This window comes from Actinoallomurus spadix, from assembly GCF_024055725.1.
GTDB lineage: Bacteria > Actinomycetota > Actinomycetes > Streptosporangiales > Streptosporangiaceae > Actinoallomurus > Actinoallomurus spadix.
Genome location: NZ_JAMXMX010000016.1, coordinates 99,975 through 114,607 on the forward strand (window position 1 = coordinate 99,975; position 14,633 = coordinate 114,607).

At 73.8% G+C, this 14,633-nt stretch carries 13 protein-coding genes; 6 read left to right on the top strand and 7 right to left on the bottom strand.

What is annotated here, in order from left to right; translation table 11 throughout:
- Positions 1–44 precede the first annotated feature (44 nt).
- The 3 genes from NE235_RS23605 (at position 45) to NE235_RS23615 (ending at position 3,273) form a co-directional block, all read left to right on the top strand.
- Complete coding sequence (locus NE235_RS23605; protein WP_252806560.1) at positions 45–1,637, top strand: ATP-binding protein; 1,593 nt, start codon at positions 45–47, stop codon at positions 1,635–1,637.
- Entirely contained in the window at positions 1,634–2,293 is a 660-nt protein-coding gene (locus NE235_RS23610) for a response regulator (protein WP_252806562.1), read from the top strand. The genes NE235_RS23605 and NE235_RS23610 overlap by 4 nt, the downstream gene beginning before the upstream one ends.
- A gap of 218 nt (positions 2,294–2,511) precedes the next feature.
- On the top strand, positions 2,512–3,273 hold the full coding sequence (locus NE235_RS23615) for a hypothetical protein (RefSeq protein WP_252806564.1): 762 nt from the start codon (positions 2,512–2,514) through the stop codon (positions 3,271–3,273).
- 111 nt (positions 3,274–3,384) lie between these two features.
- Here the strand turns inward: NE235_RS23615 and NE235_RS23620 are convergent, their stop codons facing one another.
- Positions 3,385–4,671 (bottom strand): nucleotide sugar dehydrogenase, encoded by a 1,287-nt coding sequence (locus NE235_RS23620; protein ID WP_252806566.1) that lies wholly within the window; start codon positions 4,669–4,671, stop codon positions 3,385–3,387.
- Between the two features lie 137 nt (positions 4,672–4,808).
- Between NE235_RS23620 and NE235_RS23625 the strand changes: the two genes are divergently transcribed.
- Positions 4,809–5,777, top strand: a complete 969-nt coding sequence (locus NE235_RS23625) for a ribonuclease Z (protein WP_252806568.1) — start codon at positions 4,809–4,811, stop codon at positions 5,775–5,777.
- Positions 5,778–5,936: 159 nt separating this feature from the next.
- Here NE235_RS23625 and NE235_RS23630 read toward each other — a convergent pair whose 3' ends face one another.
- The 5 genes from NE235_RS23630 to NE235_RS23650 all read right to left on the bottom strand — a co-directional run bounded on the left by NE235_RS23630 (position 5,937) and on the right by NE235_RS23650 (position 10,901).
- Positions 5,937–6,893 (bottom strand): NAD-dependent epimerase/dehydratase family protein, encoded by a 957-nt coding sequence (locus tag NE235_RS23630; protein ID WP_252806570.1) that lies wholly within the window; start codon positions 6,891–6,893, stop codon positions 5,937–5,939.
- Complete coding sequence (locus tag NE235_RS23635) at positions 6,890–8,071, bottom strand: glycosyltransferase (RefSeq protein ID WP_252806572.1); 1,182 nt, start codon at positions 8,069–8,071, stop codon at positions 6,890–6,892. Before NE235_RS23635 ends, NE235_RS23630 begins: the two co-directional genes overlap by 4 nt.
- Before the next feature lie 138 nt (positions 8,072–8,209).
- Complete coding sequence (locus NE235_RS23640; protein WP_252806575.1) at positions 8,210–8,824, bottom strand: arsenate reductase/protein-tyrosine-phosphatase family protein; 615 nt, start codon at positions 8,822–8,824, stop codon at positions 8,210–8,212.
- The gene (locus NE235_RS23645) at positions 8,821–9,822 is read right to left on the bottom strand and encodes an endonuclease/exonuclease/phosphatase family protein (RefSeq protein ID WP_252806577.1); all 1,002 of its coding nucleotides are present in this window, start codon (positions 9,820–9,822) and stop codon (positions 8,821–8,823) included. The genes NE235_RS23640 and NE235_RS23645 overlap by 4 nt, the downstream gene beginning before the upstream one ends.
- A gap of 95 nt (positions 9,823–9,917) precedes the next feature.
- Entirely contained in the window at positions 9,918–10,901 is a 984-nt protein-coding gene (locus NE235_RS23650; protein ID WP_252806579.1) for an LCP family protein, read from the bottom strand.
- Positions 10,902–11,087: 186 nt separating this feature from the next.
- Between NE235_RS23650 and NE235_RS23655 the strand changes: the two genes are divergently transcribed.
- A complete protein-coding gene (locus NE235_RS23655) occupies positions 11,088–12,494 on the top strand; it encodes an O-antigen ligase family protein (RefSeq protein ID WP_252806581.1) in 1,407 nt (468 codons plus the stop codon).
- Positions 12,487–13,323: a class I SAM-dependent methyltransferase gene (locus tag NE235_RS23660; RefSeq protein ID WP_252806583.1), complete on the top strand. Its 837-nt coding sequence runs from the start codon at positions 12,487–12,489 to the stop codon at positions 13,321–13,323. Before NE235_RS23655 ends, NE235_RS23660 begins: the two co-directional genes overlap by 8 nt.
- Before the next feature lie 17 nt (positions 13,324–13,340).
- On the opposite strand, the gene NE235_RS23665 is transcribed toward NE235_RS23660, so the two are convergent.
- Complete coding sequence (locus NE235_RS23665) at positions 13,341–14,552, bottom strand: glycosyltransferase (RefSeq protein ID WP_252806584.1); 1,212 nt, start codon at positions 14,550–14,552, stop codon at positions 13,341–13,343.
- Positions 14,553–14,633: the final 81 nt, after the last annotated feature.

Sequence of the window (14,633 nt, forward strand, 5' to 3'; positions counted from 1 at the left end):
TGATTCGGCGGCATCAGGGCCGCGCCCGGCTAATGTGCACGGTGATGTCCCCCCGCGTCCGGATCCGTTTCGCGCACCAGGTGCTGATCCTGCAGATCAGCGTCGTGGTGCTCGTCGCCCTGACCGGATACGCCCTGGCCGCCTGGATGCAGCGCGGCGAACTGCGCAACCAGTACGCCTGGCGGGCCCTCACCGTGGCCCGCTCGGTGGCGGCCGACCCCGTCATCGGCGACACGGTGGCGGTGGGCGGCGACCCGGCGGGCACGGTGGAGAACCGGGCCGAGCGGGTACGGCGGGCCACCGGTGCGCTGTTCGTCGTCGTCACCGACCGGGACGGCATCCGCCTCTCCCACCCGAACCGCGCGCTCATCGGCAAGCGGGTCAGCACCGACCCCTCGGCGCCGCTGTCCGGCCGGGAGGTGAAGGTGATCGAGCGCGGCACCCTCGGTCTGTCCGCGCGCGGGAAGGTCCCGCTGTACGACCGGCGGGGCACGCTCGTCGGCGAGGTCAGCGTCGGCTTCGACGCCAGGGAGATCGACCGGGGCGTGCACCGCACGATGGCCGTCGCCGCCCTGTTCGCCGCGGCCGCCGTCGCGCTGGGCGTGGCCGCGTCCTTCGCGATCGGGCGCCGTCTCAAACGCCAGACGCTGGGCCTCGAACCGTACGAGCTGGCCGAGCTCGTGCAGGAACGCGCGGCGGTCCTGCACGGAATCAACGAGGGCGTGCTCGCGGTCGACGCCGCGAACCGCGTCACCGCCTGCAACGCCGAGGCGGCGCGGCTGCTGGGCGTCACCCCGGACCGCGGCGAACCGGTCGCCGGGCTGCCCGTACGCGGCCGGCTGAGGTCGGTGCTCGACGGCGACGAGGAGGCGCGCAACCTGTTCGTCGCCGCCGGAGAGCGCGTCCTGGTCGTCAACCGGCGGGAGGTCCGCCACGACGGGCGCCTGCTCGGCACGGTCATCACCCTGCGGGACCGTACGGACGTCGAGTCCCTGGCCCGGGAGCTCGACGCGGTCCGCGCGCTGTTCGACGCACTGCGCGCGCAGCGGCACGAGTACGCCAACCGCATGCACACGCTGTCCGGGCTCCTCCGCCTGGGGCACTACGAGGAGGCGGCCGGCTACATCCAGACCCTCGCCGGGGTCCCGGCGGCCCGCGAGGCGCCGCCGGACGACGTCCCCGACCCGTACCTGCGGGCGTTCCTCGCCGCCAAGGCCGCCGTCGCGACGGAGCGGGGCGTCGCCCTGGAGGTCGCCGGGACGAGCTGGGTGCCCGGCCGGGTCGTCGACCCCCTGGACGTGACCACGGTGCTCGGCAACCTCGTCGAGAACGCCATCGAGGCCGCGCGGCTCGGCGCGTGCCGTCCCGCGCGGGTGGAGGTCGAACTGCTCGGCGACGGCGCCGACCTCCACATCACCGTCGCGGACTCGGGCGAGGGCGTGCCGGAGGACCTCAGGGAGGCCGTCTTCCGCGACGGGGTGTCCACCCGCCGGTCCGAGGACGGCCGGCCGCGCGGGCTCGGCCTCGCCCTCGCCCGGCAGGCGGCCCGCGCACGCGGCGGTGACATCACCATCGCCGAACCCGATCCCGACGGCGGCGCCGTGTTCGTGGCGCGTCTCCCGGAGGTGTTGCAGTGATCGAGGTGCTGGTCGTCGACGACGACTTCCGGGTGGCGCAGATCCACGCCGGATTCGTCGAGTTGGTCCCCGGCTTCCGCGTGGCCGGACGGGCGCACACCGCCGCGGACGCCAGGGCAGGCGCGGCAGGCGTCGACCTGGTGCTCCTCGACGTCTACCTGCCGGACGAGTCCGGGCTGTCCCTGCTGCCGGACCTCGACGCCGACGTCATCATGGCCACCGCGGCGACCGACCCGCGGTCCGTGCGCACGGCGTTCGCCCGCGGCGCGCTGCACTACCTCATCAAACCCTTCACCGCGGAGGAACTGGGGGAGCGGCTCCAGGCGTACGCCCGCTACCGGGAACACCTGGCCGCGTCCGCTGAACTCGGTCAGGCCGACGTGGACCGCGCCGTCCGCGCCCTGCACACCGTGCCGCGCGCCGAGCGGCGCGCGGTGAAGGGACAGTCGTCGGTCACCGCCCGGCTCGTCGCCGAGGCGCTGCGGCGCGCCGGCGCGCCGCGGTCGGCCGCCGAGATCTCCGACGAGGTGGGCATCTCCCGCGCCACCGCCCAGCGCTACCTCGCGTCGCTCGCCCAGTCCGGGCGGGTGCGCGTCACGCTGCGCTACGGCAGTACCGGCCGTCCCGAGCACCAGTACACCTGGCGAACCCGCTGACCCTCGGCACGGCAGAGGACGCGCACTCCGGAAAGTCGCTCTCGACCCGATACAAGGCGGGCTTTCGGAAATGCCGTCCATCCTGCGAGAAGTGAATGGGTATTGCTCGATCATTAACCCGGCATATGTCCCGGTGGACGGTGAGACGGGTATCGCTATCTCGTCCGCTGTAATGCCGCACGAAAAGCCAGATACTCGACAGGATGAAGGTGTCGAAATTGACCTACTGCAGAAAAGAACGGCCGGCCGAAGCCACGATCAGGCTGCGCCCGCTGGCTCTGGTCGCCGCCCTGACGTTCAGCGGTCTCGCGGTCGCGGCGGCCTCGGCGGTGCCGGCGGGGGCGGCGCAGGCGGCGCCCGCGGTGAACACGGAACTCACCGGGGTCGACTCCTACTGCGAGGGCGTTCCGTCCGCGTACGCGAGCGACTGTACGGACAGCGTCGAGCGGTTCCTTCCTCCCGGCACGAGCGGGGCCGATGAGGACGAAGCCGGCCCGGACGACATCAATATCTCGAACAACCCGCACGTCGTACGCAGCGGGAATTCGGGCGTCGCCAAGGGCCCGCGCCGCCACCACCGCCTGCGGAGAGGAACGGGCCTGAGGGTCATGCCGGGGCGGCAGGCCCACCAGCGCCCGAACAGGGCCGAGCAGGCGCAACCCGCCGAACGGCCGCAGCGCGCCGACATGGCGCGATCGCCGCAGGACGCGCAGCAGGTCGGCGCCCCGGCGTCCGCCCAGGAGACGCCGGGGGCTCCGGTGCAGGATTCGCAGGGGGCGCCCGCTCAGGATCCGCAGCAGAGCACCGGCATGGTGCCGGTGCAGGACCGGCAGGCCAATGGCGCGGCGCCCGTTCAGGAGACGCAGCAGCCCGCCGCGCAGAACGCCAAGCCTCCGATCGTCCGCGTCCAGATCCGCCGGGTGGGCGGCCGGCACGCGCACCACCACGCGCGCCATCACTTCTCGCCGCGTTACGCCTGACGACGGCCGCTCCCGCGGCGACCTCCTCACCGGCGGGTGCCGGCGCCACGGCGCGGCACCCGCCGGCCTTTCGCGACGCGGTGACCGCCCGGCGGCCGGCCGGGGCCTGCCCTAGAGTCGCTCGACGTTGCCCGTGGCCGGCAGCACGCCGCGCGTGTCCAGCAGGAGGCGGGCGCGGGCGCCGAGCAGGTCAAGGTCGAACGCGCGATGCGGTTGCAGGAGGATCGCCAGGTCGGCCGCTCGCACCGCCGCGCCGAGATCCTCGGCGCGGGTGACGTCGGCGCCCTCGACCGTCCAGTCGTCCACCAGCGGGTCGACGTAGCGGACCTTCGCGCCGGAGGCGTGCAGCCGCCGGGCGAGCGGCCGGGCCGGTGACTCCCGGTCGTCGGCGACGTCGGGCTTGTAGGTGACCCCGAGCAGCACGATCGTCGCCCCGTTGACGCAGCGTCCGTAGCGGTGCAGCAACCGGGCGGCGCGTTCGGCGACGTACGCGGGCATCCGATCGTTGATCTGCTGCGCGAGCTCGGCGAACTGGAACCGGTAGCCGAGCCGCCGCACCCGGTGGGAGAGGTAGCTCGGGTCGATCGGGATGCAGTGGCCGCCGACGCCGGGCCCCGGCCGGAACGCCTCGTAGCCGAACGGCTTGGTGGCCGCCGCCGCGATGGCCTCCCAGACGTCGATGCCGAGCTCGTCGCAGAACATCGCGATCTCGTTGACCAGGCCGATGTTGACCTGCCGGTAGGTGTTCTCCAGCAGCTTGGCCATCTCGGCCTCGCGCGTGCCGCGGACCGGCACGACCCGCTCGACGAACGTGCCGTAGAACGCCACGGCCCGGTCCAGGCAGGCGGGCGTGAGCCCGCCGACCACCTTGGGCGTGTTGCGCAGGCCGAAGACCGGATTGCCGGGGTCGATGCGCTCCGGCGAGTAGGCCAGGTGGAAGTCGAGTCCGGCGCTCAGCCCGCTCTTCTCCAGCAGCGGCCGGACGACCTCCTCCGTCGTCCCCGGCCACGTGGTCGACTCCAAAACGACCAGGGTGCCGGGCCGCAGCCGTCCGGCGACCATCTCGGCCGCGCCGGTGACGGCGCGCAGATCGGGCAGCCGGTCGCGGTCGAGGGGCGTGGGAACGGAGATGATCACCGTGTCGGCGCCGGCCAGCACACCGGGGTCGATGGTCGCGTGGAACCCCTGGGCGACCAGGCCGGCGACCTCCGCGTCGGAGAGGTCGTCGACGTGGGAGACGCCCGCGTTCAAGCCGTCGACGCGACGGCGGTCGACGTCCACTCCCACGACCCGTGTCCCGGTGCGCGCCACCTCACGGACGAGCGACATCCCGACGTAGCCGAGCCCGATCACCGCGAGCCCGCCTTCGCAGACCCGGTCGTCTCGTGTCCCGCCCATCCCGCCTCCTCATGGTCATCACCGGCGGTCAATGGACGCATGCTAAGCGTCACATGCCGTCCAGGCCGCTGACCGACACGCTCCGCGTCCCCGCCCGCCGGGCGAGACGCGCTCCCGGCCGGGAGCATGATGAGACCATGTCGACGCGTGATCTCGTCATCCTCGGCACGGCCAGCGCCGTGCCGACCCGGGTCCGGAACCACAACGGCTACCTGCTGCGGTGGGACGGGCACGGGATCCTCTTCGACCCGGGAGAGGGCACCCAGCGGCAGATGCTGCACGCCGGCGTGAGCGCGAACGACATCACCTGTCTCTGCCTCACCCACTTCCACGGCGACCACTGCCTCGGCGTGCCCGGCGTGGTGCAGCGCATCGCGCGGGACGGTGTCGCGCACCCCGTCCGGGCGGTCTTCCCCGCGAGCGGCTCGGAATACTGGCGCCGGCTCCGGCACGCGGCGGTCTTCGCCGACACCGACGTCATCGACGAGGAGCCGATCGCCGGCGCCGAGGTCCGGATCGGCCTTCCGGGGGCGCCGTTCACGCTCACCGCGCGCCGCCTGTCGCATCCGGTCGAGTCGTACGGCTACCGGCTCGAGGAGCCGGACGGTCTCACCATGCTGCCCGATCGGCTGGCCGCCCACGGCGTGGCCGGACCGCTCGTCGGCACGCTGCAGCGCGAGGGATCGGTCGTCGCGCCGAACGGCCGTACGGTCACTCTTGAGGAGTGCTCGGTGCCACGGCCCGGGCAGAAGGCGGCGTTCGTGATGGACAGCCGTCTCTGTGACGCGGTCGCGCCGCTCGCCGCGGGCGCCGACCTTCTCGTCATCGAGTCGACGTTCCTCGGCGCGGACGCCCGCCTGGCGGAGGAGTACGGCCACCTGACCGCCGCGCAGGCGGGCGGGGTCGCCGCCGAGGCGGGGGTCCGCCGCCTCGTCCTGACGCACTTCTCCGAGCGGTACCCCGCCGCGGACCAGCGGAGGTTCGCCGAGGAGGCGGCCACCGTGTTCGGCGGCGACATCGTCGTCGCGCGCGACCTGGACCGGGTCCCCGTGCCGCCCCGCCGCCGGGTCGTTCCGGCGTCCACGGCGGGAGCCGGTCCCGCCTGATCGTCTGCGCCGGCACGAGCGACGCCGGCGACCGTACCGGGCCCTCTCGCCGCCCGGCCTCGGCGACCGTACCGGGCCCTCTCGCGCCCGGCGCCGGCGACCGTACCGGACCATCCTGCCGCTGGGTGCCGGCGGCGTGGGCGCCGGTGACCGGCCGGCTCAGTGCGCGGCGGGCCCCTGAGCGGGGGCCGGCCGGCTACGGAACCACGCGACCGTCCGTTCGAGGCCGGCGTCCAGCGGCACCGCCTCGACACCGGGGAAGAGACGGCGCAACCGGCCGTCGGCGGCCTGGGAGTCGCGGACGTCCCCCGGCCGCGGCGGAACGTGCGCGAGACGCACCGGCCGGTCCAGTACCGCGGACAGCCGCCGCGTGAGTTCGAGGATCGACACGCGCGTCCCGAACGCCAGGTTGACCGGCCGGCGGCTCGTCACCTTCCGGAGGACCGCGTCGGCGAGGACCGCCACGACCGTGCCGACGAACGTGAAGTCGCGCGTCTGCAGCCCGTCGCCGTGCACGGTGAGCGGCTCGTCACGTAGTGCGGCGTCGATGAAGACCGGCACCACGGCCGCGTACGCGTGGTCCGCCGCCTGCAGCGGGCCGTACACGTTGAAGAAACGCAGCGCCAGGACGGGAAGCCCGAAGCTGGCGCCGTACGCCAGGGTGTACGCCTCGGCGGCGAGCTTGCTGGCGCCGTAGGGGCTGAGAGGGCGGGTGGGCAGGTCCTCGTGCTTGGGCAGATCCGGGGTTCCGCCGTAGACCGAGGAGGACGACGCGGCGACCACGTGGACGGATCGCCGGCGGCACGCCTCCAGGAGAAGGAGCGTGCCGGTGGCGTTGGCGGCGTGGCTCGCCACCGGGGCCGCCAGCGACCGCGGGATCGACGGGCGCGCGGCGAGGTGCACGACCGCGTCCGCGCAGGCCAGGACATCCGCCAGCAGCCCCTGGTCCAGGATGCTGCCCTCGACCAGCTCGGCCCCGGAGCCCTCGAGGTTCTCGGCACGGCCGGTGCTGAGGTCGTCCAGGGCGACGACCTGGTCGACGCCCGTTCGCGCGCTGAGCTCCCGGCACAGGTTGCCGCCGATGAAACCGGCACCGCCGGTGACCACGACCCTCACCGGACGGACCCTCCGGCCGTCCCCGGCCACCGGCCCCACGTCTCGGTGAACGGCGCGTAGATCTCTTCGATGTCGGATACCAGCCGTTCCGGCCCGAACCGCGTCGTCGTCCACGCCCGCGCCTCGTCGCCCATCTTGCGGCGCAGCGGCTCGTCCTCGACCAGCCGCACGACGTGCCGGGTGAGCTCATGGGTATCGCATCGGGCGAGCAGCCCGGTCTCGCCGTGGCGCACCACCTCGGCGACACTGCCCACGCGCGTCGCGACGCAGGGCAGCCCGGCCAGCCCGGCCTCGATGAGCGAGACCGGCATGCCCTCGTTGTCGGACGTGAGGAGCACCAGGTCGGCCGCCGCGTACACCGTCTCGACGTCGGCGCGCCAGCCCAGCAGCGTGAACATGCCGCCGAAGGTCCTGGCGGCGGCCTCCGTCGCCGGTGTCGCGTCACCGCCGCCGGCGACGGCGAACCGTACCTCGGGGTGGAGACGGCGCACCTGGCGTGCCACCGCCACCAGCCGGTCGGGCCGCTTGACCCTCGTGAGCCGGCCGACGTACGCCACGAGCGGGCCGTCGGCGGGGATCCCCAGCGCGCACCGGGCGTCGGCGCGGCCGGGGAGCGGGCCGAGCGTGGTGCCGGGCGGCACCACGGCGTACTGCCCGGGACGGCCGACCCCGGCGGCGATGAGCTCGTCACGGACCTGGCCTCCGACGGCGATGAGCCGGTCCGTCATCGTGGCGGCGGCTCTCTCGGCCGTCACCACCAGCCGGGTCTTGGCGGGCGAGAAATAGCCGTGCAGCAGGTGCCCGTGGTAGGTGTGCACCCGCGCGGGCACCCGTGTCACCGCGGCGGCGGTGCGGCCCAGCAGGCCGGCCTTGGCGGTGTGGGTGTGCACGATGTGCGGCCGGAACCGGCGCATCTCGCCGACCAGCGCCGCGACGGCACGGGCGTCGTCGCCCGGCCGGACCGTACGCCCGAGGGCCGGGATCCGATGCGGGACGACTCCGGCGCCGCGGAGGTCGAGGTGATCCGCCTCACCCGGTTCGACGGTCCCCGTGTACAGACGCTGGTCGAAGAGCCCGGGGTCGAGGCCGCGCATCAGCTCCACGGCCTGCAGGGCCGGGCCGCCGACGTTCATGCGGGTGATCACCCGCATCACTCTGATCCGATCGCCAGCCACCATGCGCCCCCTCGTACCGAATCGGTCACGGAGAGTACATGGCCGCAACTCGCCGTGTGAACAACCCGCCGCCGTCAAAGACCGGGGAAAGATCGCGCGGACTCCCGGGAAGTGCCACGCGGTGGGACGGCGGCCGTCCTGTCACCGCGGCGGTGGCGGTTCGGACAGGATGCGCCGGAGCGGCAGGTCCAGACCCTCCTCGATCGCCGCGGCGCACGCGTGATAGCCCTCGGCCGGACCCCGGTAGGGGTCGGCGATGTCCTCGTCGGGTGGCCCGGGCGGGCACGTGCCGCGCATGCGGGCCGCCTCCCGGACGAGTGACCGGGCCCGTGCCGCGACGCTCTCGCCGGAGAGCCGGTCCGGGGGCACCTGACGGGTGAGCCGCGCGAACTCCAGGATCGTGAACACCCTGGCGTGCGACCGGGGGTGCAGTGCCGCCGCGGCCGCGCGGTGCCGGCGCTCCGCGGTGAGGACGAGATCGGCCGCGGCCAGGAGTGACTCGGTGAGGGTACGGGCGGAGAAGCCGGTCGTCCGCCCGCCCCGGAGCCGGAGGACGGCGGCGGCGCCCGGATCGATGCCGGCCCCGTCGTGGCCGTGCGTCCCGGCGCTGCCGACGATGACGTCCCCGGACCGCGCGGCGGCCTCGCACCTCAGCCGGGTGAGCTCCGCGGCCATGGGAGACCTGCAGATGTTGGCCGTGCAGACGAACAGCAGCTGGAACCGCTCGGGTCCCGTGGGGGAGTCTCCGCCGGTCACGGCAGCCGCAGTTCCGCGAGCACGGCACGATGGTCGCTGCCCGGCAGGTCGTACACCCGCGTCCGCCGCACCGCGCACCGCGCGTCGGCCAGCACGTGGTCGAGGGTGATCGGCGGCACCCACCACTGCCGGAAGGTCGGGACGAGGCCGTTCCCGGTCCGGTACGCGGCGTCGACGTAGCCCTCGCCGACGAGCCGCCGCAGCGACGTGTGATCGAGCGTGGCGTTGAAGTCACCGGCCAGGATGCGCACGGGGCCCCGATGCCGTCCGGCGGGGAGGAGGACGAAGGCGCGGTTCCACTGCCCGACCCCGGAGGGGTTCATCGGGCGCGCGAGGTGCACGGCCATCATCTCCACGCGGCGTCCCCCGGGGACGTCCATCTCCGCGTGCGGTATCGCGAGGCCGATGAGGTGCACCTGGAACATCGGAAGGGCGTGCAGCGGCCAGCGGGCGTAGAGGGCGGAGCCCAGCGCGCTGCCGAGCGGCGTGGTGATCCTGTGGGGCAGGAGACGTCCCAGCCCCGCGCGGTCGAGGGCGGCCCCCGCCTGCGGGGTGAACTCCTGCATGCTCAGCACGTCCGCGTGGGTCCGGCGTACGAGCCCGGCGAGCACGCGAGGGTCGGCCCGCCCGAGACGAAGGTTGGCGGTGAGCACCCGCAGCACCGGGCCGCCGGTCACGGGCGTGGTGTCGCCGATGGCCCGGGGGAGCACGGCGACGGCGAACGCGCTCACCACCCCGAGGGTGACACCGAACGCCTTCCAGCGGCGGAGGACCAGCGCCACGACGGCGAGGATGACCGAGACGACGGCGGCGTACGGCGTGAAGGTCATGATCGGAACCAGCAGCCCGGTCAGGAGCGGCAGCCTGTCGGCGCCGGTGAGCCGTGCGAGCGCCCACAGCGCGCCGACGGCGATCAGCCAGGTCAGCGACCGGTGGAGAAGGTGGCGCGTGCGTGAGCGCGCCGCCGTTTCGGGCGGACTCACTGCCGTCGTGTTCATGGGAGACCCCGTCTCTCCTCTGGGCGGACGCGTCGCTACGTGACTCCAAGTCACGAGTAGTCGCTCAGAGTAACAGTCGTGGGCCGTCGCGAGATTCAGCCCGGGATCAGCGTCGTCGGTTCCGGGCGGTCGATGACGACCGCGGGGATGAGCTGGGCCATCGCCGTGGGATCCCACCTGACGACCCGGCCGACGCCGGGAATCCGATCGCCCTCCACGGTCGGCACCGTCTGGGCGGTGACGGAGCCATCGCACAGGGCCAGCGACAGCCGGACGAGGTCGTGCAGGTGGTCGCCCGCGCCGACCGTCACGACGGCCAGGACCGTCCTGGCGAAGGCGGCGACCCGTGCCGGATGGAGCGCCGTCTCCGGGGACACGGCCTTCTCGAGCACCGCGGCGATGATCCGGCGCCGGCGTTCGGCCCGGCCCGGATGATCGGGAGGGAGGCCGCCCGCGCGCAGATAGGTCAGCGCCCGGCCGCCGGAGACGTTCGGGCAGTTCCCGGCCGCCGCAGGCACGGAGGCCCGGACCGGGTGGTCCGCGCAGACGCGTACCCCGCCGAGGGCGTCCACCAGCGCGGCCAGCCCGCCGAGGCCCACCTCGACGTAGTGGTCGACGCTGGCGTGGAGGATGCCCTCGACCGTGCGGATCAGCAGTCGCGGCCCGCCCCGGCGGTACGCCGTGCCGAGGTCGGCGGGGCCGTATCCGGCGACCGTCGCGGAGGTGCGCAACGGCAGGCTCACCAGCAGCGGTCTGCCTCCGTCGTGGCGGAGGTGCAGCTCCATGACCGTGTCGATCCGGTGCTCCGTGGCGCCCGGTGACGCGTGTCCTCCCCGCGGTCCCCTTCCCGGCTCAGGTGGGTCGTCATGGGTCACCAGGAGCCAGTCCTCCCCGAGCCCCCACGTCGGTTTGCCGGGGTAGGGGGCGGTCGCGGCGGTCCGGCCGAACCCCGTCTCGAGGAACAGGCCCGACGCCAGCAGGCCCACCAGGAGGATGTCGAGTACGGCGTACGGCCACCGCCGGCCGCCGTACCTCGGCAGGAAGGCCGCCGGCCTCCACGCGGGTCCGTCAGGGTTCATGGTGCGGCGGCTCCTCCGCTCGTCGCCGGACGCGGTCCCGCCGGCCCGGTCTCCTGCGCCGTCCGGCGGACGAATGTTGATACTCTCCGTAGTTATACAGGTGCTCACAGTGTGGGGATCCGTTGCGGGATCCCCGGGAACGTCGTGGGGGAGACGAGGGTGCGAGCGTGCCGGCGCCGGGATGACGTGCCGCGAGACGCGGTCGCGTCCGCGACCGGGCACGGCACCGACCGCCCGGCGTCCGCCGCCGAGATCTCGGCCGGGCCGATGGATCACCCACCGGCCGCGGGCCTCCGGGACCTGTGCCGGCCGGCGACGGTCGTCCTCGTCCTGATCCCGCTGGGCATGCTCGGGGCGGGCGCGTCCACGGGCGGCCGGCTCGTCGTCGTCACCGCGATCGCCGCGTCGGCGCTGATCGCCGCCGCGGCGGTGCTCCTCGGCCTCGTGCCGATCCGGCACACGTACTCCTGGATCGCGGTCTTCGCCGGCCTGCTGACCGTGAGCTTCACCTTCCCCTCGGTGGCGCCGCCACCGGCGCCAGGGGAGCGGCACGGGGCCGTCGACCTCGTGGGGCCGCTGAGGGGGATGGCCGCCACCGACCTCGGCCGGTTCTTCGACCTCGCCGGCATCCTGGCGGGCCTGGCGCTACTGGGCGTCAGCCTCGTCACCTCGCCGCATCCCCGGCGGGTCGCCCGCGTCATCGCGCTGTCCGGCACGACCGCGGCGGCGTACGTCCTCGTCCGCGGCGGCTTCGACAACGTGCGTCTCGAAGGGCTCGGCTGCAACCCGAACTACCTCGGCTTCCTCCTCGCGCTCCCGGCCGTCACCGCCCTCGGGCTGGTGCGCTACGCACGTAACCCGCGATGGCTGGTGCCCGCGTCCGTGTGCGGCCTCGCGCTGTCCGAGACGCATTCACGGAGCGCCTTCCTGGCGGCCGCCGTCGGCAGCGCGATCGTCCTCCTCCAGGGCCACTCCCGGCTGTTCCAGGGCGCGCTCGTCTCCGCGGGCGCCGCGACCGCGATCGCGGTGGCCGCCGGCGGGATGCTCCGGCCGATGGGACGGCGGATCGAGAATCTCGGTGCGGGCGGCCGGACGGTCACCGACCTGAGCCTCAGCAACGGCCTGCGCCGGCGCGTGGCGGAGTTCGCGCTCCAGGTGATCACCGATCATCCGCTCCGGGGGATCGGACTCTCGACGTTCCCCGGCTATGCCCAGCGCTCCCCGCGCTTCGGCGCCTACCTCGCCACGCACGACGAGTACCTGCGGCTGGCGGCCGAGGCCGGGGTCATCACCCTGATCCTGTTCCTCGTCCTCCTCTGGCTCGGCCTGGGGCGGCGGCAGGCCGGTGACCTGGCGTTGCTGCGGGCCGTGGTGCTGACCTACACGGTGATCCTCCTGTTCGCCAATCCGCTGGCGAACCTGGTGGTCAGCGTGCCCTTCTGGGTGTCGATGGGGTGCCTCCTGGCGTCCCGGCCGAACCGGGGCGTCACCACGGCGGCCCTCGTGGCCGGTGCCGTCCGGGCGGTTCGAGAGAGGCGAGGAAGGACCTCCTTTGTCAGATCAGTGGGAGAAGGAGCGGAGCCACGTGCCTGACGCCCGGGCCGGCCTCCGGCGGGACGACCGGTTCCGCTTCGGCGAGAACTGGCGGTCCTTCAACGCACTCGTCGACGAGACCAGGATCTCGGCCGCCGTCGAGGCCGTCCGCCGCCCACTCGGAGTCACCGACCTGAGGGGCCGTACGTTCCTCGACGTCGGGTGCGGCAGCGGACTGTTCTCCCTGGCCGCCCAGCGGCTCGGGGCCCGGGTCCGCTCGTTCGACCTCGATCCCGAGTCGGTGGCGGCGGCCGCCGGACTACGCGAACGGTTCGCTCCGGACGGTGACTGGGCGATCGAGGACGGGTCCATCCTCGACGAGCATTTCATCCGGCGTCTGGGTACCTTCGACGTCGTCTACGCATGGGGCGTCCTGCACCACACCGGCGACCTGTGGGCGGCGATCGAGGCCACCTCCCGGCTGGTCGCGCCGGGTGGCCTGATCTACCTCTCGGTGTACAACGACCAGGGGCCGCGGAGCCGGCTGTGGTGGCGGGTGAAACGGCGCTACAACAGGTCCGGTCCGCTGGTCCGGCGGCTCCTCATCGTGGCGGCCGCCGCCTACCTCGGCCGCCATGTGCCCCTGCGCCGGATGATCAGTGTCGCCTCCACGGGCCTCGTCTCCCCGGGCCGGCGGGTGCGGCCGCGGGGAATGTCCACCCGGCACGACCTGGTCGACTGGGTCGGCGGCTTCCCGTTCGAGGTGGCCACGCCCGAGCAGGTGTTCCGGTTCCTGCGCTCCCGGGGCTTCGAGCTCCGCCACCTGACGACCTGCGGAGGCGGCCTGGGATGCAACGAGTTCGTCTTCCAGCGCCCGCCCGTCGAGTGACCGGCGGGCGGCGGCCGTCAGCCCCTGGCGCCTGCGGTGCCCGGTGGCCGTACGGCATCGGGCCGCCGCCGCTCGAGCAGGTCGCGGTAGATACGGACGTGCCGCTCCACCATGACGTCCGCGCTCAGGTGCGCCGCACTCCACGCACGCGCCCTGCGGCCCAGTTCGGCGGCCGAGGCCGGATCCGTGACCAGCCGTTCGATCCCCTCGGCCAGGGCCGCGGGATCGGCCGGCGGCACGAGTACACCGCGGCCCCGTAGCAGTTCGCCGGTGCCGCCCACCTCGGTGGCGACGATGGGGCGTCCGGCCGCCATGGCCTCCATGACGGCGTTGCTCATGCCCTCCTGCAGCGAGGGGAGGGCCACGACGTCGGCCCGCGCCAGCAGCCGTCCGACATCGGTACGGGCGCCGAGGAAGCGGACGTCGACGCCGAGCCGTGTCGCCCGTGCCCGCAGCGCCGCCCGCTCGGGCCCGTCACCGGCCAGCGCGAGCGTGCAGGGGAGCCCTCGTCTCCCCAGCCGAGCCATGGCCTCGAGAAGGTGACGGTGCCCTTTGTAGGAGATGAGATTGGCCACGCACAGGACGACCGGGAGCCGGGTCGTCAGGACGGCCGGCGGCATCGGCTCGAAGGCGGAGGCGGGCAGGCCGTTGGGTACGACCGTGAGCCTGTCCTCCTCGACGTACCTGTCGCGCAGCGCGTCCTCGGCGACGGCCCGCGCGTTCGCGATGAGGTGGTCGGTCATGCGGGTCGCCACGGCGTCCAGGGCCGACACCAGCGGGCGACCCCTCTTGTAGTCGCCGAGGCTCCGGCGCCCCGCGACGAGCACCGGGACGCCCGCCAGCCGGGCGGCGGGAGCGGCCGTCACCTGGCTGTGGAAGAGGAAGGCGTGCAGCACGTCCGGCCGGGTCCGGCGCAGGTGACCGACCAGCCGGAGGAACGCTGCGGCGTTCGCCGGGGGCATCCGCCGGTCCGCGAGGCCGCGCCGGAACCCGAGGTGCACGACCGGGACCCTGGCGGCGCGGAGGGGGCCCTCATGGGGACCCCCCTCGAACATCACGAGGACGTCCGTGCCGACGCCTCGTGCTCGCAGGCCCTCGGCGAGCAGGGCGACCTGCTTCTCGGTCCCGCCGAGACCCAACTGGCCGATCAGCAGGGACACGCGGTGCGGCGGGATCGACGCCCCGCCGGCCTCGGTCCGCGGCGAGACCGCGGCCTCACCGTCCGGCATCACTCGGCGCCGTCATCACTGGGCTCCAATGCCGCGAAGACATTTCACCGTCATCCTCCTGATCGTAGGACCGTGACCTCA